This window comes from Bdellovibrionales bacterium, assembly GCA_041662785.1.
In the GTDB taxonomy this organism is placed as follows: Bacteria; Pseudomonadota; Alphaproteobacteria; order UBA9219; family UBA9219; genus UBA8914.
The window spans coordinates 38,768-61,641 of sequence record JBAZRW010000006.1; the positions used below are offsets into that span (position 1 = coordinate 38,768).

General features: G+C 54.3%; 19 protein-coding genes. 13 read left to right on the forward strand and 6 right to left on the reverse strand.

Annotated features, from left to right (window positions below):
• Positions 1 to 129 precede the first annotated feature (129 nt).
• Positions 130 to 3,162 carry a DotA/TraY family protein gene (locus tag WC612_05910; GenBank protein MFA6280308.1) on the forward strand — a complete coding sequence of 1,011 codons (3,033 nt, stop codon included), beginning with the start codon at positions 130 to 132 and terminating at the stop codon, positions 3,160 to 3,162.
• Positions 3,163 to 3,387: 225 nt separating this feature from the next.
• Here the strand turns inward: WC612_05910 and dut are convergent, their stop codons facing one another.
• From dut to WC612_05925, 3 genes are all read right to left on the reverse strand, one after another.
• On the reverse strand, positions 3,388 to 3,846 hold the full coding sequence (gene dut / locus WC612_05915) for a dUTP diphosphatase (GenBank protein ID MFA6280309.1): 459 nt from the start codon (positions 3,844 to 3,846) through the stop codon (positions 3,388 to 3,390).
• 89 nt (positions 3,847 to 3,935) lie between these two features.
• The gene (coaBC, locus tag WC612_05920) at positions 3,936 to 5,198 is read right to left on the reverse strand and encodes a bifunctional phosphopantothenoylcysteine decarboxylase/phosphopantothenate--cysteine ligase CoaBC (protein ID MFA6280310.1); all 1,263 of its coding nucleotides are present in this window, start codon (positions 5,196 to 5,198) and stop codon (positions 3,936 to 3,938) included.
• A complete protein-coding gene (locus WC612_05925) occupies positions 5,176 to 5,691 on the reverse strand; it encodes an SH3 domain-containing protein (GenBank protein MFA6280311.1) in 516 nt (171 codons plus the stop codon). The genes coaBC and WC612_05925 overlap by 23 nt, the downstream gene beginning before the upstream one ends.
• A 177-nt stretch (positions 5,692 to 5,868) precedes the next feature.
• Here WC612_05925 and WC612_05930 point away from each other — a divergent pair, with 177 nt between their 5' ends.
• The 11 genes from WC612_05930 to WC612_05980 all read left to right on the forward strand — a co-directional run bounded on the left by WC612_05930 (position 5,869) and on the right by WC612_05980 (position 17,980).
• Positions 5,869 to 8,082, forward strand: coding sequence for an ATP-binding protein (locus WC612_05930; protein MFA6280312.1), 2,214 nt, complete (start codon positions 5,869 to 5,871; stop codon positions 8,080 to 8,082).
• Between the two features lie 358 nt (positions 8,083 to 8,440).
• Entirely contained in the window at positions 8,441 to 10,453 is a 2,013-nt protein-coding gene (locus tag WC612_05935; GenBank protein ID MFA6280313.1) for an AAA family ATPase, read from the forward strand.
• 113 nt (positions 10,454 to 10,566) lie between these two features.
• Entirely contained in the window at positions 10,567 to 11,067 is a 501-nt protein-coding gene (locus WC612_05940; GenBank protein ID MFA6280314.1) for a hypothetical protein, read from the forward strand.
• 50 nt (positions 11,068 to 11,117) lie between these two features.
• Entirely contained in the window at positions 11,118 to 12,797 is a 1,680-nt protein-coding gene (gene ettA / locus WC612_05945; GenBank protein MFA6280315.1) for an energy-dependent translational throttle protein EttA, read from the forward strand.
• A 6-nt stretch (positions 12,798 to 12,803) separates the two neighbouring features.
• Positions 12,804 to 13,436, forward strand: a complete 633-nt coding sequence (locus WC612_05950; protein MFA6280316.1) for a hypothetical protein — start codon at positions 12,804 to 12,806, stop codon at positions 13,434 to 13,436.
• A gap of 5 nt (positions 13,437 to 13,441) precedes the next feature.
• Positions 13,442 to 14,038, forward strand: a complete 597-nt coding sequence (locus WC612_05955) for a hypothetical protein (protein MFA6280317.1) — start codon at positions 13,442 to 13,444, stop codon at positions 14,036 to 14,038.
• A 337-nt stretch (positions 14,039 to 14,375) separates the two neighbouring features.
• Complete coding sequence (gene rplU / locus WC612_05960; GenBank protein ID MFA6280318.1) at positions 14,376 to 14,690, forward strand: 50S ribosomal protein L21; 315 nt, start codon at positions 14,376 to 14,378, stop codon at positions 14,688 to 14,690.
• A gap of 37 nt (positions 14,691 to 14,727) precedes the next feature.
• Positions 14,728 to 14,985, forward strand: a complete 258-nt coding sequence (gene rpmA, locus WC612_05965) for a 50S ribosomal protein L27 (protein ID MFA6280319.1) — start codon at positions 14,728 to 14,730, stop codon at positions 14,983 to 14,985.
• 188 nt (positions 14,986 to 15,173) lie between these two features.
• Positions 15,174 to 16,187, forward strand: a complete 1,014-nt coding sequence (obgE, locus tag WC612_05970; GenBank protein ID MFA6280320.1) for a GTPase ObgE — start codon at positions 15,174 to 15,176, stop codon at positions 16,185 to 16,187.
• Positions 16,188 to 16,585: 398 nt separating this feature from the next.
• The gene (locus tag WC612_05975) at positions 16,586 to 17,446 is read left to right on the forward strand and encodes an ABC transporter permease (protein MFA6280321.1); all 861 of its coding nucleotides are present in this window, start codon (positions 16,586 to 16,588) and stop codon (positions 17,444 to 17,446) included.
• An 18-nt stretch (positions 17,447 to 17,464) separates the two neighbouring features.
• Entirely contained in the window at positions 17,465 to 17,980 is a 516-nt protein-coding gene (locus WC612_05980) for a hypothetical protein (GenBank protein MFA6280322.1), read from the forward strand.
• 4 nt (positions 17,981 to 17,984) lie between these two features.
• Here the strand turns inward: WC612_05980 and murD are convergent, their stop codons facing one another.
• From murD to WC612_05995, 3 genes are all read right to left on the reverse strand, one after another.
• Positions 17,985 to 19,268 carry a UDP-N-acetylmuramoyl-L-alanine--D-glutamate ligase gene (gene murD / locus WC612_05985; protein MFA6280323.1) on the reverse strand — a complete coding sequence of 428 codons (1,284 nt, stop codon included), beginning with the start codon at positions 19,266 to 19,268 and terminating at the stop codon, positions 17,985 to 17,987.
• On the reverse strand, positions 19,255 to 20,589 hold the full coding sequence (locus WC612_05990; protein MFA6280324.1) for a hypothetical protein: 1,335 nt from the start codon (positions 20,587 to 20,589) through the stop codon (positions 19,255 to 19,257). Before WC612_05990 ends, murD begins: the two co-directional genes overlap by 14 nt.
• An 81-nt stretch (positions 20,590 to 20,670) precedes the next feature.
• Complete coding sequence (locus WC612_05995) at positions 20,671 to 21,390, reverse strand: hypothetical protein (protein ID MFA6280325.1); 720 nt, start codon at positions 21,388 to 21,390, stop codon at positions 20,671 to 20,673.
• Positions 21,391 to 21,757: 367 nt separating this feature from the next.
• Between WC612_05995 and dnaN the strand changes: the two genes are divergently transcribed.
• A complete protein-coding gene (gene dnaN, locus WC612_06000) occupies positions 21,758 to 22,873 on the forward strand; it encodes a DNA polymerase III subunit beta (protein ID MFA6280326.1) in 1,116 nt (371 codons plus the stop codon).
• Position 22,874 lies beyond the last annotated feature (1 nt).

A 22,874-nucleotide genomic window follows, 5' to 3' on the forward strand; every position in this document is an offset into this window, starting at 1 on the left:
GGAGGGTCGATTTTGCAAAAGCAAAATCGGGGAGGGGTCTTTCCTTACGGTTGGATCAAATCCTAGGCGCAGGGTGGAGAGAGTAAAAAGCGCACGGTGCAAAAACAAGGTGGCTGGAGGCTATAGTTTATGCTTTTCAACAACGATGACGATAAAGCGAAAGACAAAAAACGCTCCTTGCTGGGGCTGTTGTTCAACCCGCGCTTTGACCGCGATATTAAGCCGCTGGGCGAAAGCATGGGCATGTTCGTGCGCATGATCGCGATGGTCTTTGCCGCGCACCGTTTGTTCCCCAAGGATCACCCCGCGATGCGGGATAACAGCCTGCGCCTGACGTTGCGTGAGGTGATCGCCACCGCTTATAGCAACCTGTCCTTTACAAAGGAGGGCACGCCCCAGATCCTCCTTTTCGGCGCGGTGATAGGCACGCTTGTCTTCGCCGCCATCTTCATCTTCGCCCTTGTCATGTCGCTGTTTACAGGGTCGGCCCATGCGGCCGAGAGTATGTTTACGTTGTCTAGCGAGAATGAAAAATGTGATTTAGCTCAAAAGTGGATTGGTTATTTGTTTTTGGGGAGTGATCTTAACGCGGGCTCTGGGTGTGCCTCATCTTATTATGCGCCCAATAGTCAAATGATACAGCAGGCACTTCTTGCCGCATTTTCTACTTATAGCAGCATGATTTTAGCGGTGGCAGGTTTTTTGTTGATGTATCATTTGGCGTCGATGATTGCAGAGACAGCGCATACGGGTAAGCCAATGGGACGTGCCAATCAGGTGTGGGCTCCTATCCGTCTTGTTCTTGCCATTGGTCTTCTGGTTCCTATTTCTGGGGGGCTAAACACGGGACAATATGCTGTCATTCAAATGACGAAGTGGGGTTCTGCCTTTGCCAGCAAGACGTGGACGGGGTTTCTTGGAGGGTTGACAACGAATTTTAACAGCATGGGGTTTGTCGTTCCACCCCCTCCGTATGTTGAATCTGTGGTGAAAAACATTATTGCCTATGGTGGCTGTGTCGCGCAGCATAATGCCATGATTAAGGCGATGATTGCGTCAGGGGCGACAGATTTAGACGGGTATCTTATACCAAATATAGAATTTAGGCCATATGAATCGGAAGGCGGGTTGTTTGCAGAAAGTAATTATGTAGAGGCAGCTTTTTTAAGTACGAACAAAAAGGTTGGATGTGGTTCTATCCGTCTTCCCCCAGAGCCTGATTATGTGTCAGGTGATCCATTGGATGGTCTTGCCGCAGGCGTTTATAAAGTTTCTTATGACACTTTTACTAATGTTGTTGATATTGTGACTCAACCAGACACCGCTATTGCCAAGTTAGCGGTTGGTTTATTGCCTGCGGCTTATCGTGGAACTGTGGTTGAAAGCACGCCAGAGGGCATCATTACTGAATCGAAAAACCTTATTAAAACTGCTGAAACCTCTGTAACGACTGGTCTTCATAGTGCTCTGAGTGCTTCTATCGCTAAGCCCTTTGATAATGCCGCGATAGCTAAGTATTCTACTTCGGGGTGGGTTATGGCTGGGGCGTGGTTTAATACTCTAGCACGCATGCAAGGTGGACTTTTCGATATGGTCAATTCTACTTTTTCTGTTGAATTGTCGCCTCCGCAATTAAGCTCTGGCGGGTTCTCGGGCTGGGTCTCTCAGAAGACGGGGTTGTTTGACTCTGGAAAGATTCGCACAAATGATCAAACAGTGTCCGAGTATGTGACTAAGTTTGCTTCTATTGTTGATTCTGCCAACAAAAATGATGTGACAGCGTTAGCAGCGACAGGTTCCAGCGCTGATTCCAACCCAGCTTTAGGAACAGTGTCCTCTTTATTTTTTAAAGGACTTGATTTTGCCGGTAGGCAAATAGAGTTATGGGATAAAAATGGAATTATTCTGCAGGCGGGGAATAACGCCAATCCCTTTTCTGAGGTTGCTTCTTTCGGGTATAAGCTCTTTTCGTATGCTATGAATCTTATGACTGTGGCAGGCATGGGAACAATGGCATCAGCGGCGACAGGTGCAGTTTTAGGGTCTGTTGCAGCAGGTGGGGTATCGGGGGGGCTTGCGCTTCCCGCAGGTGGAATTGCTGGAGCGTTTATCGGTGCAGGTATTGCCAACATCGCAGGCGGTCTTTTGGGGGTTGCCTTTACAATAGCGGGGGCGATGGCGGCTGCTGGCATTATGATGGGGTTTTATGTTCCCTTATTGCCTTTTATTCGCTTTTTCTTTCATGTGTTGTCGTGGCTGATTTCTGTTTTTGAAGCTGTTGTTTCAGCCCCCTTATTTGCGCTGGCTCATCTCACGCCTTATGGCGATGGGTTGCCGGGGGGGGTGGCGCAAAAAGGGTACTTTTTTATTCTCAGTATATTCTTGCGTCCTGTTTTGACCGTTTTTGGTCTTATAGCGGGCATGTTAATGTTCTTTGTGGCCATTAACTTTCTTAACTTATCTTTTAGTGTTGCTTCCGCTAGTGTTGGCGCGTTTGAAGGTGGTTTTGCCGTTCTTTCTAAAATCATCTTTTGTTTGATGTACTGTGTGTTGGTTTATATTTGCGCCAATAACTGTTTCAAAACTGTTGGTTACTTTGCGGAACATGGCATGAACTGGATGAATGCTCAAGGCTCCATGGGCGTTGGCATGGGCGATAGGGGCATGGTAGAAAAAGTTATGGGGGCTGGAACAGCTTACCTTGGTCATAAAACGGGGGAAATGGTTCAGTCTGCCAGTAAGGCCGGTGGTCAAGCGATTGGAGACCCCATGGCTAAGAAAATCGGGCATGCATCTTCTCATAATTTAAAGAACAAAGATGATGCGATTTTGGCGGAGAAAGAACATGCGGCGGGAGAAGTCGCAGAACAGCGTCATGGAGAAATACGAGACGCAATCACAAATTTGGGACAAAATAATTCACTCAACGGACCAAGCGGTAGTGGAGGCAGCGCTTTGGGTGGTGGTCAAAATAATCCACCCATCGGACCAAGAGGTAGTGGCGGCGGTGGCAGCGGCGGTAATTTAGGCGGTGGCGGCAACTTAGCTGGTGGTCAAGGCTCTCCATCCATCGGACGAACGAGCCCAAGCGGTGGCGGACGTTCCGATGGCGATGTAAAACGCTTGGTGACTGATAAAGATGGGGGAGACGATAGAAAGTAAGCCTCTTTACACACGCTTTCTTTCTCTCTCACCCAACCCCTGTTGACCCGAACCCCCCTGTGCCTCGGCTGGTCGGGGGGAGGGCGGCGGCGGGCTCCCATTCCTTTTCCGTCACTCCCGCGCAAGCGCGAGTCCCGTTTTCTTTTTTTTAAACAAACGGGATGCCCGCTTTCGCGGGCATGACGCGGTCTGTTAGGGCGGGATATAAACTGAAAAACCCCCCTCTCACCCCACGCCCGTTGACCCAAAGCCCCCAGTGCCTCGGCTGGTCGGGGGGAGGGCGGCGGCGGGCTCCCACATGATCCTTGTATAGGCCGCGATCACCATTTGCGCGATGCGCATACCGCGTGTGACGGTAAAAGGCTCGCTGCCCAGATTGGCCAAGATGATCTGCACCTCGCCCCTGTAATCGGCGTCAATCGTTCCCGGACTATTCAAAACGCTCAGCCCGTTTTTCAGGGCGAGGCCAGAGCGCGGCCTTATCTGCGCCTCAAACCCTTCTGGCAGCGCGATGGAAAGCCCCGTGGGGATAAGCTTGCGCTCACCCGCTTGCAGCGTGATGGGCGCGTCCTGCCCCACCGCCGCGCATAGGTCCATGCCCGCCGCGTGCTCGGTGGCATAGGCGGGGAGGTCAAGCCCCTGTGCGTGCGGCAGGGCGGTGATGGCGACGGTGACGGTGGTCATGGGGGTGTTCCTAGGGGTTAGAGATCAGAGTTCAGAGTTCAGAGTTCAGAGTTCAGAGTTCAGAGTTCAGAGAAAGTCGTCGGAGAGTCTTATTTCTTCCCTTCCTTCACAATCGCGTCGACCAGCTTTTGGGCGAGGGCGGTTTTGGAAAGGGTTGGCCATGGCTCGGCGGTCACTGTGCCTTTGGCCGTGTGCTTTAAAAGCGTCACGCTGTTCTCCTCGGCCCCAAAGCCTTTGCCGCCGCCAACCTGATTGGCGAGGATCCAGTCGCAGCCTTTACGCGCAAACTTGGCCTTGGCGTTGTCGATCACATCATCTGTCTCTGCTGCAAAGCCGATCACCAGACGGGGGCGGCTCTCGCCCTTTTGTGACAGCGTGGCAAGGATATCGGGATTTTCTGTCATCATGAGTGTGGGGGCGGCGTGAGCGCTTTCTTTTTTCATTTTCGAGCGTGATTGTGCCTTTGGCCGCCAATCGGCAACAGCGGCAGCGCACACCGCGATATCACAGGGCAGGGCGGCCTTGCATGCCGCCAGCATCTCTTGCGCCGTTTCAATGTGGATCACGCGCAGGCCTTGCGGATCGGGCAGGGCTGTCGGGCCTGTCACCAACGTGACATCGGCTCCCGCTGTTGCCAGCGCAGCGGCAATCGCGTGCCCCTGCTTGCCAGAGGAGCGGTTGCCGATAAAACGCACGGGGTCAATCGGCTCAAACGTCGGGCCGCTGGTGACAAGGGCGCGCTGACCTTGCAGCGGCGCGTTCTGCGCGAAAAAGCTTTCGATAGACGACAGGATCGCGTCCGGCTCGCTCATGCGGCCTGCGCCTTCCTCACCGCACGCCAGCGCACCGCTCGCGGGGCCGACTTGCACAATGCCGCGAGAGGCCAGCGTTTTGATATTCGCCTGCGTGGCGGGATGCGCCCACATCCGCGCGTTCATCGCGGGCGCGATCATCACGGGCTTATCCGTTGCCAGCAAAACGGCGGCGGCCAGACTATCCGCTAGGCCATGCGCCATCTTGGCGATCATGTTGGCCGAGGCGGGCGCGACAACAATCAAATCCGCCTCACGCGACAGGCGGATATGGCCGAACTGCTTCTCATCTTCGGCATTAAAAAGCTGCGTAAGTGTTGTCTCTCCCGATAACGCTGCGACGGCAAGCGGCGTGATAAATTCCGCGCCGCCGCTGGTCAGGATGCAGCGCACCTGCGCCCCGCGCTCCTTCAGGCGGCGGATAAGGTCAAGGCTTTTATACGCGGCGATCCCGCCAGAGATGATCAAGAGGATGCGGCGATGGGAAAGAGAGGACGGCAGGGAAGGTGTGTCGTCTTCAGTTGAACACTTCTTGCGCATAGGCCCCCCAGAAGTCTGATTTTTGCATGTAACCTTTTACCGAGCCAAATTGCACTTTGCACCATGCGGGCTGGCAGGATTTGATGATCCCGATGGCATTGGATTCAACCGTGGCCACGATAGCCGAGTCATAAGAGTCGCTGTCATAAAGTTTTTTCTCTTTTTGCGTGACGATGGCTGTTCGTTTGCCTGTCAGGGCGTTTTTGTGAACCCAGCCTTCCGACCCTTCCCAATCGCGAATGCGCCGCCAAATATCGAACTCGCCTGTGATTTCGACGGGAAGGCCCTCCGTACGGTACACCCATTCAATCGGATAGCGTGTCCCTGGCCCTGTGCGCAGGTTGACGTCATCTATGTGAAGAGAGGCAAAGCGCGGCAGCGGTAACCCTGTGCTGGACGCGGGCGTTTGCTCTCCTTCCGGCTGTGCATAGGCCGCATGGGCCATCGTGGTCAGGCAGAGGATAAGGAACAGGGAGAATTTGGAGAACGTCATTTTTCTCATGTGGGGTTTAAACGGGTTCTTTTTAAGGCAAAAGGGCAGCCTTTGTCTTTCCCTTTCTTTTTACAACAGGAGACGGAAGAATCATACCACTGTAAGCACATCCTTAATCATTTTTTGTTTGAAATAAGGTTGACTGGTTAATGCCTTCCCCTTTTTCAAAGGATCCCCGTGCGCGATTCTAGATTTTTATCGTATCGCTTTCTTTTCCTTTTGGTTCTCCCGCAGCTTGTGGCGTTGGGGCTGTTTGGCTATTGGGAATATGAAAAAAACATCAGTGGGCTTCTTATCCTATTAATTTTGATCGGCAACTTTGCTCTTGTTGTTGCTCTTTCGGATGCCCTGTATCAGCAGAAACAATCTATTGCGCGCACGCGTGCGGCGGAAAAGAACAACGCGCTGTTTGCCGCCGCGCTGCAAAGCACACGCATGGGGGTTTTGATCCGCGATATGGTAAGGGCAGACATGCCCATCGTTTTTGTGAACGAGGCCTTTACCAAAATGACGGGCTACACGCTTGAAGAGGTTTGTGACAAAAAGCCTGGGTTTCTTTTTGGTTGGAATACGGATCTTTCTTCTCAGAGCGCGTTTGATCGTGCGATGGGGGCGCATGAAACGGCGGCCTTAGAGTTGCTACTTTATCGCAAAGACGGCTCCCCATTTTGGACAGAGTGGAACCTAAGCCCGTTTTTGGATAAAGAGGGACGGGCAGGCTATTACGTTAGCCTTTTTACCGACATCTCGGCGATCAAGCAAACGCAAGAGGATTTAATTCAGGCCAAGGCGATGGCCGAGCAAGCGAGTGCGGTTAAAACAAGCTTTCTGGCGATGATGAGCCATGAAATACGGACGCCGCTCAATGGGATATTGGGTGTTCTTAAACTTTTAAAAGACACCTCCTTGGATAAGGAACAGCGGTATCTGGTTTCGATGGCCAATACGTCCAGTTCGGTTTTGCATGGCATTATCAACGATATTTTGGACTATGCGAAAATGGAGGCAGGAAAGATCGATATCGTTCCTGAGCCTCTTTCCCTTAGTGCGCTTTTGGAAGAGATCACGGCGTTTAGCCAAGCGCTGTTAGGGAAAAAGAAGATTACGTTAGAGGCATCTTGCGCCCCCGATGTTGCGCCGAAGGTTATCGGGGATGGCGGGCGGCTGCGCCAGCTTCTTTTGAATCTGACGTCTAATGCCATTAAGTTCACGGATGAGGGCCGCGTGACGTTGCGTATCGTGGCGATGATGCCGCAAGAGGTGGACGGCAAGGAAGGGCAGCTTTTGCGGTTTGAAGTTCAGGATTCGGGAATGGGCATCAGTTTGTTGGATCAACAAAAACTGTTTCAAGAATTCAGCCAGATTGAAAGAACTTATACGCGCCGCTTCGGGGGCACGGGCCTTGGCCTTGCTATTTGTCGCCGCCTTGTCACGCTGATGAAGGGCGAAATTGGTGTAGAAAGCCAAGAGGGGAAGGGGAGCAAATTCTGGTTTATGCTCCCGCTTCAAATTGCGCAAAATGATGAAGGTTGCTCAGCGGTAACGGTCTCGGAGATTCACCAGCCTGTCATAAGCAATCCCACACGGGAATATAGGGTTTTGTTGGTTGAGGATAATGAGATTAATTGTCTGATCGCCAGTCGTTATTTGCAAAAGATAGGCTTGATGGTTGAGGAAGCCCATAATGGGCTACAAGCCGTCGAAAAGGCCAAGGAAAAGGATTATGATTTGATCCTTATGGATGTCTCTATGCCCATTATGGATGGGCTAGAGTCGACGCGCCAAATTCGCGCCTTGGGTGGGCATAACGAAAAAGTCCCTATCGTGGCGCTCACGGCGCACGCCATGGATGGTGACCGCGAGATGTGCATGGCGGCAGGCATGGATGATTACCTGAATAAGCCGCTTGAGTGTCGTCGCTTTCATGCCGTGATTGAGCGTTGGTTATCGTTTGGGGGCGCGTGCGCAGAGGAAAAGGCGCACGCCGCCCCTGTGCCGTCTTCGATGTCCTCAGATCAATCGCCTTTGCCCAAAACAGGACAGGTGGCGGAAGCCGTTCTTTTTGACCCTAAGGTTCTTGAGCGTATGAAACACGATTTGGGCGGAGAGGCCGTAGGCGTGGTAACCGAGACCTTCCTCAATGACTCTGCAAAGCGCATTCTTCTTTTTAAAGAGCAGGATCAGGGGCTTATTCAGGAGACCGCCCATACGCTGAAAAGTTGCAGTGCCAGCTGTGGTCTTCTGCGCCTTAGCCAATTGATGGCGGATTTGGAAAAAGCCGCCAAGAATCAAGAGGAAGAAAAACTTCAAACCCTTTTGCCCTTCGTGGCGGATATCTATGCGCTGTCGCGCTCTCGGCTTGAAAAAGAGCGCGAGCATTTCATGGAGTAAGGCTTTTTCCTGACCCAAGAAGGGTTTGGCGTTTATAAAGTTTTTATGATAAAAAGGGTTCTCCCTTACTGGGGGAGAGATTCGTTTTTTAGCCTACCTTATACCAACGACCATAAATACTGACTCTTATGGAAAGCTTTTTCCTTTAGCGTCATACCGGCGAAAGCCGGTATCCAGTCGCGCCGTGTCCACGGCGCATAAGAGAGTCTTATGCCGCGCAGACGCGCGGCGCTGGATCCCGCTTTTCAGCGGGATGACGAAAGGGGGTTTGTCCGTCCATGTGTCATTAAGTATAGCTGTTGGTATTACACGACCTTTCCCCGCGTTTTCCCCCCTCTTGCTTCTGGCTGTGGTTTGCATGTTTTCAGATATAACGCTCACGCTTTATGAAATGCCGGATACCCAAGACGGCGTTATTCATCTTGACCCCTCGGACATGCGCGCTTTGGGCGTTGCGGTTGGCGATTTGATTGGGGTTGAAGGGGGGCATCTTGGCCATCTTTTGGTAAAGGCGGCTTTTCTGGGCGATCATAATCAGCGTTTAGCACGCGTTAGCTCCCTTACGGCTCGTAATCTTGGCTCCCTTTCGGGGCAAAAAGTGCGCCTGTTGCCAGAGCGCGTGAAGCTGCCGGTGGCCGAGCGCGTCATGCTTCAAGCGCAGGACGGCATCGACCAAGTTCATTTGATCGCTCGCGAAAAGCAGTTGGTCAATCATTGCATGAAACGCGCCGTAAGGGCGGATGACGAGCTGCTTTTTCCCACGCTGGATCGCTTTCCTTTGCGTGCCAAAGTGGCGGGTGTTGTGCCCTCTGATGCCGCTCAAATCGGTAGCAGTACCGTTTTTGCCGTAATGCCCGATACAGCATCGGGGGATCAGGCGTTGCCTTCCCTTGGGGGCTTGCGCGAAGTCTATCGAACCTGCCAGAAACTCACCCAAGCGCGCTTTTCGCAGGGCGTGGCGCATACGGCGCGTTCCCTCTTGCTGATGGGGCCGGAAGGCTGCGGTAAGGCCAAGCTGGTTGAGCGTCTCGCCAAGGAAAGCAAGGTAGCTTTTTATGGCCTTGATGCCTATCACCTGATCAATCAGTGGATCGAGCGGGGTACGGTGGGGCTTGAGGAAAAACTGGCTGACGTTAGCCGAAGCGGCCCCGCTTTTCTGCTTTTGGATCATTTAGAGGCCTTGGCGCAAGGCGAGGGCTCGGCGCTTGCCGGAGCAACCCATGCGTTGGTCGAGCAAATCGGTTCTTTGCTGGATGAGTTGCCGATGAACCCGAATGTTGTTGTCTTTGGCGTGTTGGCGGGAGACCCCAGCCAGATTGCCCGCCTGTCGTCGCATTTTGATTTCCGCCTTCAGGTCGATGCGCCCAACCGCTGGGGGCGGCGCGAGGTTTTGCATTGTGCAACCAAGGGATTTGCGTTGGCGGATGACGTCGATTTGGATGAGCTCGCCACCATTTCCAGTGGGATGACGGCGCGTGATTTAACGTCCTTGGCGCAGGCGGCTTCTTGTCTGGCGACATCGTCCAAGGTTGGAGAGAAAGACTTTACGGCGGCTTATTGTTCCGCGACGCCTTCGGCCAGCAGCGATATTATCTGCGATATTCCTTCGGTTTTGTGGAATGACGTGGCGGGGCTGGACGACATCAAGCAAGTGCTTAGTGAAACTCTGACATGGTCGCTGCATGGGCAAGAGGTGTTCGCGGCAGCGGGCGTTCATCCGCCGCGCTCCATCCTTTTGTCGGGCGGGCAGGGCACGGGCAAGACTTCTCTTGTGCGGGCGCTTGCCGCGCAGCTTCCTATCCATTACGTCGAGATTTCGTGTCCCGCCATGATGGCGCGTGATCAAAAGAACAACACCAACTTTTTGGTTGAGAGTTTTTCTTTGGCGCGGCGCAAGGCTCCTTGCCTTGTTTTCTTCGATAATATCGATGTGCTTTTTGAGCCCGTTGGGGGTGATGCCGACAGGCCGCATCAGCACCCCTTTGTCGCGCAGCTGATGGCCGAGCTGGATGCGCTGCCTCTCCTGTCCGGCGTGGTGGTGGTGGCCGCGACGAACAGGCCGGATCGGTTGACCTCGGAAATGCTGCGGCCGGGGCGGTTTGATTTCGCGATGACGTTGCCGATGCCCGACGGCGCGGTGCGTAAGAAGATATTGCAGATTCATGCCCGTAAATTGCCGCTTTCAGCGGACATTGATTTTGACCAACTGGCCGATAGCACGCAGGGCATGTCCCCCGCTGAAATCGTCGCCTTGTGCAATCGCGTTGGCCTTCTGGCCATCCGGCAGGTTCTTGGCGCGCCCGAAGGAGGGCTTCCTCCCGTTGTTCAGCCCTCGCATTTTGAGCAAGTCCTGCGGGGCCGTAAGGGATAGCTTTTCTAAGAAAGGTGCGGATTAACCATATTTTTTTCTTGTGATATAGTGCTTGGCCGTTGTAGTAAGGGGCAGCATTGTTTTATGAATAAATGGATTTTATAGGAGGCTATATGGCGGAGACGAACAAAAAAGAAAAAATTGACCAACAGGATATTGCCCTGTTGATTCATGACTGGATGCAAAACAAGGCTAACGTTGCGGCGTGGAAAAAACTGACCCACGCTGTTGTTGAGTGCGCTCCCAAGCTGCATACGCTCACTCAAGGAACCAAAAAAAATATGACAGCCTTGACGCATATTTGTCTTGATGCGCTGATATTTGATGACAAAGCAACGTATCGTCATGCCCGTGCTGTTCTCTTGGCGTATATGAAAACGTACGAACTTGCAACGAAGATGTCCGTACACGTTAATACCGTTGAACGGGGCTATAGAATAGTGGCTATGCATTCAGATAGGATGTGGGGGCATGTTCCTCTTGTTCTTATTCCCATGAGCAGACTCGCCTTCTCCTTACAGGCCTTGTCTTTTAAAGGCACTATCGAAGAAAGAGCGGCTTATAGGAGCAAGGTTCAGTGGAATAATGTTCAATCGAGGGACTTAGCGGTCTAATTGTCCTGCCCGCTGGACTTTTACGCGCTAAACCGCTAAAGCCTTTTCCCATGGCCTCATATCAATACATCTACGTCATGAATGGCGTAACCAAGACGTTTTCCAATGGCAAAACGGTCTTGAACAATATCCGTCTCTCTTTTTATCCCGATGCGAAGATTGGCATTCTGGGCCCGAATGGCTCTGGCAAATCCACGCTGATGAAAATCATGGCGGGTCTGGACAAGGATTATAGCGGCGAGGCCTTTGCGGCGGACGGAACCTCCGTCGGCTATCTTGAGCAAGAGCCACAGCTTGACCCCACGATGACGGTTGAGCAAAACGTGCTGGCGGGTCTTGGCGAGACGAAGGCTTTGTTGGATCGCTTTGAGGCTGTTAGCAACCTGCTTGGCGAAGTCGAAGACCCTGATGAGATGCAAAAGCTGCTGGATGAGCAAGGCGAGCTACAGGAAAAGATTGAGGCCGCCGACGCGTGGGACCTTTCGCGCACCGTGGAAATCGCGATGGACGCGCTGCGCTGTCCGCCCGCCGATGCCGATGTGACCAAGCTGTCGGGAGGTGAGCGCCGCCGCGTCGCGTTGTGCCGCCTTTTGCTGTCGAAGCCTGATTTGCTCTTGCTGGATGAGCCGACGAACCATTTGGATGCGGAGTCGATTGCGTGGCTGCAACAGCACCTTGTGGACTACAAGGGCGCGGTGATCCTTGTCACCCATGATCGTTATTTCTTGGATCAAGTCACGGGCTGGATCCTTGAGCTGGATCGCGGCAACGGCATTCCTTATGAGGGCAATTATTCCTCATGGCTGGAGCAAAAACAAAAGCGTCTTGGGCAGGAATCGCGGGATGAGGGCGCGCGGCAGCGCACCTTGGCGCGAGAGCTGGAGTGGATCCGTCAATCGCCTAAGGCTCGCCACGCCAAGAATAAGGCGCGTATTACGGCCTATGATAATCTGCTGACCGAAAACGCCAATAAAGCGCCCGAAACATGCCAGATTGTGATTCCGACGCCGCCGCGTCTGGGACAGTTGGTGGTGGAGACCGAGCATTTACGCAAGGGCTATGGTGATCGCCTGCTGATCGATGATCTGACGTTCACGCTGCCTGCGGGAGGCATTATCGGTATTATCGGCGCGAACGGGGCGGGCAAGTCGACGCTGTTCCGCATGATCGTGGGGCAGGAACAGCCCGATGGAGGGACAATCAAAGTGGGCGATACGGTCAAGCTTGGCTACGTTGACCAAAGCCGCGACAGCCTACATGCTGACAAGAACGTGTGGGAGGAAATCTCGGACGGCGCGGACGTGATCGATCTGGGGAAGCGCACAGTGGCCAGCCGCGCCTATACGGCGGCGTTCGGCTTTAAGGGCCCCGACCAGCAGAAAAAGGTCGGCACGCTATCGGGCGGTGAGCGCAACCGCGTCCATATGGCCAAGATGCTGAAGTCCGGCGCGAACACGCTGCTGCTTGATGAGCCGAGTAACGATCTGGATATCGAAACCTTGCGCGCGCTGGAAGATGCGCTGGTTGATTTTCCCGGTTGCATCGTGGTGATCAGCCATGATCGCTGGTTCCTTGATCGCATCGCGACGCATATCCTTGCCTTTGAGGGCGATAGCCAAGTCGTCTGGTTTGAAGGCAATTATCAGGATTACGAAGTCGACCGCCACCGCCGCCTTGGAACCGATGCCGACCAACCTCACCGGATCAAATACAAACCGCTGGCGAGGTAGGGAACGATGACTCTCTCCATCCTCGCCCTCGGCTTGCTTGCCAACATCATGTCGATGGTGTTGTACCTGCGAGGCATGGTGAAAGGGGATGCAAGACCAAGCCGCGTGACGAATTTTGCGTGGGCGCTGGAAGGCGGCATCGCCTTGGCCGCGTCGTGGTCGGATGGTGTGCGGTGGGGATTGCTGCCCGTTATGGTTGCCTTTGTGGGTCCGTTTTCGGTTCTGTGCCTTTCCTACAGCCTCAAACAAGCGGCGTGGAAGACATCGCCTTTCGATTTCGTGTGCGGCGTTTTAGCTGTGATCGGCCTTATTCTTTGGAAAGTAACGGGTAATCCCAACCTTGCCATTCTGTTCTCTATCTTTGCTGGAACGACGGCGGCCTTTCCGACGATAATTAAATCTTGGCGTCATCCTGATACGGAAATTGCTGCTGGCTACTTATTGCCAGTGATTGGTTATGCGACTAGTTTTGTGGCGCTAGAGCGCTATAGTTTCTCGGAGATAGCCTATCCCGCCTATTGCGTTGCGATTTGCGCTTTGATTGCTGGACTTATCATTGTTGGTCGTTGCCGCCACCGCCGCCTTGGAACCGACGCCGACCAACCTCACCGGATCAAATACAAACCGCTGGAGAGGTAGCCTTTATGGAAACGCAAGCGCTCGTTATTATCGGCACAATCGTTCATTTGTTCGGCTCTATGGCCTATGTGCGAGATACATATTTGGGGCGATCGCAGCCCAATCGCGTTAGTTTTTTCTTATGGGCGTTTGCGCCGTTTATCGGTGTCGCGGCGGCCTTGGCGCAGGGCGTAACGTGGGCGGTCTTTCCGGTCTTTCTGGCTGGCTTCGGCCCTTGTATGATTTTTATGGCATCCTTTCATAATAAGAATGCAGCGTGGAAGCTTGGAAAGTTCGACTGGGTCTGCGGCGCATTGTCCCTTGCTGCGCTTGTTTTGTGGGCGATTACAAAGAACCCGAATATCGCGATCTTGTTTGCGATCCTGAGCGATGGCGCAGCGGCTTTGCCAACAATTAAGAAAAGCTGGACGCATCCGGAGAGCGAAACAATCTGGGTTTATCTTGGCGCCTCTTTTTCTTCGTCAACCGGCTTATATCTTGCCAAAGATATGTCCTTTGCCGAGATAGCGTTTCCGTCTTACCTCATCATGCTTTGTGGTTTGATTGCCTCCCTGATCCTTATAGGTAAATGGCGCAACGCCCGCCGCATCCGCGTAGCGTAGGACTAAATGGGTTCCTGCTGGAGAGGCGGGGGCAGAGCCCTGATTCTTAATAATCTCTCCTTGTTGAGGCGGATTAATAAAGTTAACGGGCTAGAGCGTTTTTCGGATAGGTTGGTGCTTTTTTTGCCGTCGGAAAACGCTCTAACATTTTGTTTGTCGAGCAGATTCACGCGAACTTTTGGCGGTTAAACCCGCCAACCGTTCGCGATCTGCTCTAGGCAAGCAAATGACTTGTTGACATCGCGGCGAGAATCCGGCAAAAACGCGCTTCCACGGGTCGCCCATCTTGGATGACGCGACCTGATTGTTGTTAACATACAGAAATGGCTGGTAAAAGATGTTCGCAGTCGTAAAGACCGGCGGCAAACAATATAAAGTTGCCCAAGGTGATACATTTCAAGTCGAAAAGCTGGACGCCGAAGCTGGCAAATCCATCGATTTGAACGAAGTTTTGATGCTTTGTGATAATGGCAAGGTAACGATGGGGGCTCCCTTTGTTGCTGGCGCGTCCGTCACGGCGGAAGTCGTCGCGCAAGAGCGCACGGGCAAGCTGATTATCTTCAAGAAGAAGCGTCGCCAAAACTATCGTCGCAAGTTCAACCATCGCCAAAGCTTCACCGTGCTTAAAGTCACGGCGATCAAAGCCAAGTAAGGCGCGAAGTAAGGTTTCGGATTAAGGGAGAAAAACTATGGCACATAAAAAAGCAGGCGGTTCCTCACGCAATGGTCGCGATACCGCTGGCCGTCGTCTTGGCGTGAAGTTGTCGGGTGGTCAGGCCGCGCAAGCGGGCGCGATCATCATTCGTCAGCGCGGCACGACCTATCACCCCGGAACGAACGTTGGCATCGGCAAGGATCACACGATCTTTGCGAAGGTCGATGGTCGTGTGGCTTTCCGTGAAATCAAAGACCGGATGTATGTTTCGGTTGTTACGGACGCTGCGTAAGTAGCGTTCAGGGATCAGAGTTCAGGGGTCAGGGGGTGAATGCCTTCTGCCCCTTTCTCTTTTTTTATAGATTTTATTTTTATTGATAAGATGTATCATCAAGCCTTTGCTCCCTGACCCCTGACCCCTGACCCCTGACCCCTGACCCCTGAACTCGGCCCCCTGAACTCTGACCCCTGAACCCTAGAATGAAATTTCTTGATCAAGCGAAAGTCTCTTTAAAAAGCGGGAACGGCGGCGCCGGTTGCCTGAGCTTTCGTCGTGAGAAATACATCGAATATGGCGGCCCCGATGGCGGCAACGGCGGCAAGGGCGGCTCTATTATTTTTGAGGCGGCGGACAACCTCAACACGCTGATCGACTATCGCTATCAACAGCATTATGTGGCCAAGAATGGCCGACCGGGTGCGGGGCGCAACATGACGGGCGCGGATGGCCCCGACATGATCTTGCGCGTGCCTGTGGGAACGCAAGTGCTGGCTGAGGACAAAGAAACCGTCTTGTTGGACTTGACCTTAAAAGGTCAGCAGGTCGTCTTTTTAAAGGGCGGCGATGGTGGCTTTGGCAATTTGTATTTTAAATCGGCGACGAACCAAGCGCCTCGCCGCACCATTCCCGGATGGCCGGGGCAAGAGCGCGATGTCTGGCTGCGCCTGAAGTTGATCGCCGATGCGGGGCTGATAGGATTGCCGAACGCCGGTAAATCGACGTTCTTGGCGGCCTGTACGCAGGCTAAGCCGAAAATTGCCAATTATCCTTTCACGACGCTCTCGCCTAACCTTGGCGTCGTGCGTATCGGTGCGAAGAACAGCAAGCGTGATTCCGGCGTTGATTTTGTCATTGCGGATATTCCGGGCCTTATCGAAGGCGCGCATGAGGGGCAGGGCCTCGGCGACCGCTTCCTTGGCCATGTGGAGCGCACCCGCGTGATGCTGCATCTGATCGATGGCACGGATGAGGACGTTGTGGCGAACTATAAGACCATCCGCGCCGAGCTGAAGGCTTACGGCCACAATTTGGGCCGCAAGGCCGAGATCATCGCGCTGAATAAGGCCGATGCGCTGACCCCCGCCGAGGTGAAAAAGAAAGTCGCCGCGCTGAAAAGGGCGAGCCGCAAGGACGTTTACGTTATCTCTGCCGTTGCCCGCACCGGCGTGGATGAGGTTTTGCAGCTGATGGCCAAGAAGATCCATAAAAGTTAGCATTCAGGATTCAGTATTTAGGATTTAGGATTCAGGATTCAGGGTGGGATTGCATCACCCTTTTTCCTCAGCGTCATTGCGAGGAGGCCTCTTGGCCGACGTGGCAATCCAGCTGCGCCGCGTCTGCGGCGCGGATGACGCAAAAAAGCAAACGAAGGCCTTTTCTTTCCTTTTTTGACTCATGCGCTCGCTATCGCTCGCCGCCCGCCTTCGCGCATCCGCGCTTCGGCGCGGCGAGCTGGATCGCCACGCGCCTACGGCGCTCGCGATGACGGAATGGGGGCAATGGCAGAAAGGGCTGTTCTTTCGCCCCTTCAATCGGAAAAGCCTGCCACTTTTCCCCTTTATCCTATCCCCATCACGCGGTAGACTCCTGTTAACCCAAGGGAGTCACCTTTATGCGCGTTTTGCGTCGAAAAATGATGGAAGAGCAAGAGGAACAAGACGTCCTCCTTCGCATGGACGATGCGTGCAAGGGCGTTCGGGTTCTGGGCGCGTTTAACGGGCGCGGCCTTTGGACGCTCACGGTCAAAGAAATTGCGCGGTTCATGAAAATCTGGCCGCAGACGATCCTTGCGCCGCTTGTCATGACGTTTTTGTTTTATGCCGTGTTTGCGGTGGGCATGGGCGGCAATGCACGGATGATTGATGGCGTTCCGTTCCTTACCTTTGCCATTCCGGGTCTGATCATGATGGCGATGGCGCAAAGCGCCTTTATGACACCATCCAGCTCGATGATTATCTCTAAGCTTCAAGGCAACATTGTCGATATTCTAATGCCGCCTTTGTCGGCGCTAGAGCTAACGCTGGCCTACACCATCAGCGGCGTCGTGCGCGGCTTGCTTGTTGGCGGGCTGGGGCTGGGCGCATTTATGGCGCTGCCGGCGGTTATGCCTCACCATATCGGGGCCGTTATTTTCTTTGCTGTGGCGGGATCGCTGATGCTCTCACTCATGGGGCTTTTGACGGGGATTTTGGGCGACAAGTTCGATCATCTGGGCGCGGCGCAAAGCTTTTTCATTACGCCCGCCACGTTTTTGTCGGGCACGTTCTTTTCCGCAAGCCAGCTGCCCCCCGCATGGCGCGGCGTGCTATATCTCAACCCGTTCTTTTACATGATCGATGGTTTTCGCTATGGTTTTACGGGATCTTCCGAAGCCATGTTGCTGGCGTCGGGTGGGATGCTCGCGATCATTTCACTGGTTCTGTTCACGTTGGCCTATTGGCTTTTTGCCCATGGCACGCGTCTTAAAACTTGAGGGGAAAAGGAAAGCACGATGAAACGCACACTCCCGACTTTGATGATGGCTTGTCTGACTCTTGCGGCATGCGCCACGGATAAGGACGCGCCCGTCAAGCCTAAGCCTTTGTGTCCCCAAGTCGCCATCGTGCGCGCGCTTGAGAAGGTGGAGGATTACGGGCAGGAAGCGATCGATCCCACAACGCTTGTGGCGGTGGCTGTGATGCAAAAGGTGGACGGATCGTGCGCCTATGGCGAGAAGGGCGTGGACGTGACGTTTGACTTGTCGATGGCGGCGCAAAAGGGGCCGCGCCTTGGCGGCAACAAAGTCAGCTTTCCGTTCTTTGTCTCGGTCGTGAGTGCCGAGGACAAAGTGCTGGCCAAGGATATGATGACGGCGGAATTTTCGTTTGAGGGTGATGGAAAAGCCGTGACGCTTGACCAGCCCTTGCATATTTTCCTGCCGCTGGCGAAGGGCGAGGACGCGGCCAACATCCGCGTGCTGACGGGCTTTCAGTTGACTGAGGCTCAGGCCAAGGCGCTGGAGAAATAAAACTCTAGCCTTCCGTTACGCCGCTCGCTTTGGCAAAACAGCTGCCGCGTTCGGCATAGTCTTTGAACAGGCCGTAGCTAGGCGCGGCGGGGGAGAGCAGGACGACGCCCCCCACATTGGTATGGGCGCGGGCGAAGGCGATGGCTTCCTCCATCGATGCGGCGAGGGCGATGGTTTTCGCGTCGCTCTCTTCCAGCGCTTTTAAAATTCTCTCGCCGCTTGGCCCCATGCACACGATGGCGGTGTTCGGACGGCGCAGGACGTAATCGACAAGTGGCGCGTAATCGATGCCGCGATCAAACCCGCCCGCAATCAACGTAAGGGGACGACCCGCATACGCCTCCATCGCAGCGATGGAAGCATGCGGTGTCGTGGACAGGCTATCATTCACATAGAGAAGGCCATCCTTTTCGCCCAGTTCTTGCTGACGGTGGGGAAGGCCTTGAAAACTTTTCATAGCCTCCAGCGCCGCGCTGATGTCTTGGCCAAGGGCGCGAAGAACGCTCAGAACCGCACACACGTTGGCAAGGTTATGCGCACGCGTGAGGTAGCCGTTATCAAGGGCGGGTAGAGGTTTCTCGCCGTCATAAAGGCGCGTCCCTTGCGCGTGAAAGCCTTGCGCCTCCGCAAACAATTGCGAGGGGGTAAGGTCAAGGCCGCACGCTTGCGCGGCTTCGACGACTTGCGGCGAGGCGATGGTCACGCGGCTTTGCTTCAGCAGATTAAGCTTATCCGCATAGTAGCGTGTCACATGGCCATGCCAGTCGAGATGTTCGGGATACAGCGCGGTGACGACACCGATGTCGCAGCCTTCGTTTAAGGTGGCCGCTTGATAGCTAGAGATTTCGATAATCGCGATGTCGATTTCATTAAGGTCGATGGCGGTGACGGGCGTGCCGATGTTGCCCGCCAAAGCAATCCTTTTGCCGTTGTTCTCGCGCAAAACATGCGCCAAAAGCGCAGCGGTGGTGCTTTTGCCCTTGCTGCCCGTAATGCCGACAACGGTGGCTGTATGAGGCTCCGCCAGCCACAGGTTTAAAAGCGAGGTGACGGGCGTTTTCGTGGCCAGCAGGGCGTGGATCTCTGGCCTATAGAGGCTGACCCCTGGTGATTTGATAAGGACATCCGCTTGCGCCAAAGCTTTCCCTTTTTCCTCGCCTTGGGCATCATCAACAAAAACCAAAGAGGATGGCGCGGCGCGATCATGGATAAAGGCTGCCGCGGCGCGGCCTTCCATGCCAGTGCCCCAGATGACAACGCGTTTTCCGGTGAGGTCATGCGCCCGCATGGATCACCTCATCATACGGCGGGGGCAGGGCGCTGCCTTCCTGCGGCAGGAAAAGCGCCTGATAGGCGGCCTCGCTAAAAGCCGGAAGGCGCGGAGCCAGCGCCCGCACGACGCTATCGTTTTTCCAAGAGTCCTGCTGCGCTAAAAAGGCCAGCAGGAGCGCGCTTTCTTGCACCGTGCCCACGCACTCAAATGGCTTGTGCGCGTCGTGGCCGCACAGCGCGGCGAAGCCGTCCGTCTGCGTCTCATCATCCAGCATGTTCGCGCCAAAGATGCCCAGCAGTCTTTCCTTATCCATAAAGTTGGCGAGCGCCAGAAACACAAAGCGGCACTTGGGGCAGGCGCAGCACCAATGCGAGGCGCGGGTGGCCGCGTCTTGGCGGAAGGAGGCGTTGCAGCTTCTGAAAACGTGGTCATAGGCTTCGCTTCGCGCAAAGCGCCTTGCAATCGCGGCCTCGGTCAGGGGGCGCAGCAGTGAAAAATAGCGCAAGCTTGGCGTGATATGGGCGTGGGCATAGGCGGCGAGGTCTTTTTCAAACGCGAAGGATTTGCTGTACTGATGATTGATTTCCTGCCCGTCGTGGGTCAAATTCGGCGCGTCGGCGGAATGCTCGTTCGACATAACGACCGCGTCCATGCCGTTCATGATGGCGGTCGCCATCGCGATAGCGGACAGGATCGCGGTGATGGGAACATGGCCATTGAACGCGCCGTTTTTGTTGGCCTCTAGCAGCGCGGGGGAAAGCGTGCGCGTGACCTTGATAAAGGGCAGTCCCGACACTGCAATCGTCTCGCGGATGGGGGCGGGCAGCGGCGCATCGGGGCCCAGCGCGAACAGAACAGGCGTGAAGCCTTTGGCTTTCAGCGCCTCTATCGTCACGATGGAATCCTTGCCGCCACCAACGGGGACAAGCGGGCGGGCATTCAGGGCGACGGGGCGAGCGATAGGCGGATCAAGGACTTCGGCAGCCATTTTGATCTTATCCTTTAGGCTCAGCCCATTGCGATAGGCAAACTCGCCAAGGCCATGCCGGTAAACCTTTTCGATAAAGCTGGCCGTGTTGGGATCAAGCGCGAAGGCGCGGCAAAGCAAGCGTTCCGGCACAGTGGCCTTGTAATAGCTGACACCCGCCAAAAGGAAGATAAGGCGAAAACACGAGTCCAAGGCGGCGCTGGTGGCCTCATCCAGCGGCGCGGCGGGGGGCGGAAAGGCGATGGTTTCCTTAAACGCCAAGCCATTTTCATAGGCGTAGCCAAGCGTCAGCACGCCGCTTTCGCGGTCGTACGCATAGCTCTCAAAGATAAACGCGCCTGCTTCCATGGATCATCCCGTCCTGTATCCTCGCACCGTAAGCCATAGGCGCTGGGCTGGCAAGGTGGGGGTTGCAGAGATTAAAGCGTTTTACCCAACATCTTGGCGTTGAATTGTCGCAGTGGCCATGTAGGGTCTTGGGGGGCGCTCTGTCTTTAAAAGGTCGGGGCATACATTTGTGACCGCATCGATAATTATTTCCCGAGAATAGCGGTACAGACCGTCTGAGAGAGGAATTGATTCTACATAGTCAAGGACGATGGGAGCATCTTGCGGGCGTTTTGTAAGAACGAGTTCAAGCGTGTACTGACCCTTTTCTAAAGACTCTTCGGTGGGGAGCGCCAAAACGCCACGCGCTATTTTAAGGGTCCAACCCTCATCAAGAGCTTCTGGAACCTTTAAGGCAACAACTCTGAATAGTCTAAGGGAGTTTACAAAGGGGGCTTTTGTTGACAGGCAGTGTGTGGTTTCGTTAAGGACTGCTTTTGCGGCGCTCAAACGATCAGTGCGGCTGTATTCCGTGTTGCCAAGAAATGCCCGTAGAAAATCCACGGCGCTGTTGGCAATCCCATAGTCCCAGATGAGGAGAGCCTCTTTTGTCGTTAATTCGACAAGCGTTTGATCCCTTTGTGACCAGATTCGTTCGGGATGATAAGATTGCCCCTTAAGGATGCGCCCAACACCCTTACCCAAACTTGTCGGCGCATATTCAGTCTTTAGCTGCCTGAGAAAAACAACTTTGGTATGGGCGTCCGTCGCTTTTGTATAAGCTTCAATAATGTTTTCTAGGGGTTCACTCAGCTTCTTCATCTCATTCCCTCATCGTACGCAGACTGTTGCTGTGGAGGATATAAAATGAAAGTAAAAGCGTTAAAAGTAAATTATATGGTTAACGGCTTGGGTTGGGTTGAACGCCTCTCTAGCCATCCAGCCGATTCTCTGTTATCTCCATTAAGGTCGTAGTATGGCTTGCTTGGATGAAATTGACCTCATCGTCCTTTTATTCCGTCATGCCCGTGAAAACGGGCATCCCGTTTGTTTATAAAAAGAAAACGGGATCCCCGCCTTCGCGGGGACGACGACAGGTTTTTGAGGGTGATGACAGGTTTCAAGTCGACCTCAACGGTTATTGTTCAAAAAAAGCGCCCCTTTGCGCCAACGAAAAGAGACTGTGCCCATGAAGATCACCCTTGAACGCGCCGCCTTGCTTAAAAGCCTTAGCCACGTCCAAAGCGTCGTGGAGCGGAAAAACACTATTCCCATTCTGGCCAATGTCATGATCCGCGCGAATGGCGATGAGGTTTCCTTTGTCGCGACGGATATGGAAATTGAGGTCAATGAGACGGCCGCCGCCGTTGTGGCCAAGGCTGGCGCAATCACCGCGCCCGCGCACACTCTGTATGAGATCGTGCGTAAGCTGCCTGAGGGCGCTCAGGTTGAGATTAACGCCGTCAGCGCGGGGCAAATCGTTTTGTCCTCTGGCCGCTCGCAGTTCAAGCTGGGCTGCCTGCCTGTCGAGGATTTCCCCAAGATGCCCGACGGCGATCACAAGCACAAGTTTACGCTCTCGTCCGAGGATTTGCGCGGCCTCATCGATCGCACGCGCTTTGCGATTTCGGCAGAGGAAACGCGGTATTATTTGAACGGCATTTATCTGCATGCGACCAAGGCTGACAAGGTTGACGTGCTACGCGCCGTGGCGACCGATGGCCATCGCCTTGCGCGGGTGGAGATGCCCGCGCCGCAAGGAGCCAAAGGCCTTACCGGTATCATCATTCCCCGCAAGACGGTGGGCGAAGTTCGCAAGATGCTGGACGAGGCGACGGGCGCGATTGAGATTGCTTTGTCGGAATCCAAGGTGCGTTTCTCGTTCGACAACATCGTGATCACGTCCAAGCTGATCGACGGCACGTTCCCCGATTATGAGCGCGTTGTGCCCGTGGGCAATGATCGTCTTTTGGACGCCAATGCGCGTTTGTTTGCGGCGGCAGTGGATCGCGTGGCGACTATTTCTTCGGAAAAGTCGCGTGGCGTGAAGCTGGCTCTTTCCGAAGGGCTTCTGGTGATTTCGGCCAGCGCACCGGAAGCGGGCAGCGCAAGCGAAGAGTTGGAAGTCAGTTATGACGGCGCGCCGATGGAGATCGGCTTTAACGCGCGTTATTTGCTGGATATCCTGATGCAGGTTGAGGGCGAGGGCGTGCGCTTCCAGCTGGCCGACTCGGCAGCGCCCGCCATCGTGCAGGATGTGGCCGATGCCAGCGCGTTGTATGTTTTGATGCCGATGCGAGTGTAGA

What these genes read in the sequence shown, in the direction of transcription:
- WC612_05910 (MFA6280308.1), top strand. Translation starts at nt 130, where the DNA reads ATGCTTTTCAACAACGATGACGATAAAGCGAAAGACAAAAAACGCTCC.
- dut (MFA6280309.1), bottom strand. Translation starts at nt 3,846, where the DNA reads ATGACCACCGTCACCGTCGCCATCACCGCCCTGCCGCACGCACAGGGG.
- coaBC (MFA6280310.1), bottom strand. Translation starts at nt 5,198, where the DNA reads ATGCGCAAGAAGTGTTCAACTGAAGACGACACACCTTCCCTGCCGTCC.
- WC612_05925 (MFA6280311.1), bottom strand. Translation starts at nt 5,691, where the DNA reads ATGACGTTCTCCAAATTCTCCCTGTTCCTTATCCTCTGCCTGACCACG.
- WC612_05935 (MFA6280313.1), top strand. Translation starts at nt 8,441, where the DNA reads ATGTTTTCAGATATAACGCTCACGCTTTATGAAATGCCGGATACCCAA.
- WC612_05940 (MFA6280314.1), top strand. Translation starts at nt 10,567, where the DNA reads ATGGCGGAGACGAACAAAAAAGAAAAAATTGACCAACAGGATATTGCC.
- ettA (MFA6280315.1), top strand. Translation starts at nt 11,118, where the DNA reads ATGGCCTCATATCAATACATCTACGTCATGAATGGCGTAACCAAGACG.
- WC612_05950 (MFA6280316.1), top strand. Translation starts at nt 12,804, where the DNA reads ATGACTCTCTCCATCCTCGCCCTCGGCTTGCTTGCCAACATCATGTCG.
- WC612_05955 (MFA6280317.1), top strand. Translation starts at nt 13,442, where the DNA reads ATGGAAACGCAAGCGCTCGTTATTATCGGCACAATCGTTCATTTGTTC.
- rplU (MFA6280318.1), top strand. Translation starts at nt 14,376, where the DNA reads ATGTTCGCAGTCGTAAAGACCGGCGGCAAACAATATAAAGTTGCCCAA.
- rpmA (MFA6280319.1), top strand. Translation starts at nt 14,728, where the DNA reads ATGGCACATAAAAAAGCAGGCGGTTCCTCACGCAATGGTCGCGATACC.
- obgE (MFA6280320.1), top strand. Translation starts at nt 15,174, where the DNA reads ATGAAATTTCTTGATCAAGCGAAAGTCTCTTTAAAAAGCGGGAACGGC.
- WC612_05975 (MFA6280321.1), top strand. Translation starts at nt 16,586, where the DNA reads ATGCGCGTTTTGCGTCGAAAAATGATGGAAGAGCAAGAGGAACAAGAC.
- WC612_05980 (MFA6280322.1), top strand. Translation starts at nt 17,465, where the DNA reads ATGAAACGCACACTCCCGACTTTGATGATGGCTTGTCTGACTCTTGCG.
- murD (MFA6280323.1), bottom strand. Translation starts at nt 19,268, where the DNA reads ATGCGGGCGCATGACCTCACCGGAAAACGCGTTGTCATCTGGGGCACT.
- WC612_05990 (MFA6280324.1), bottom strand. Translation starts at nt 20,589, where the DNA reads ATGGAAGCAGGCGCGTTTATCTTTGAGAGCTATGCGTACGACCGCGAA.
- WC612_05995 (MFA6280325.1), bottom strand. Translation starts at nt 21,390, where the DNA reads ATGAAGAAGCTGAGTGAACCCCTAGAAAACATTATTGAAGCTTATACA.
- dnaN (MFA6280326.1), top strand. Translation starts at nt 21,758, where the DNA reads ATGAAGATCACCCTTGAACGCGCCGCCTTGCTTAAAAGCCTTAGCCAC.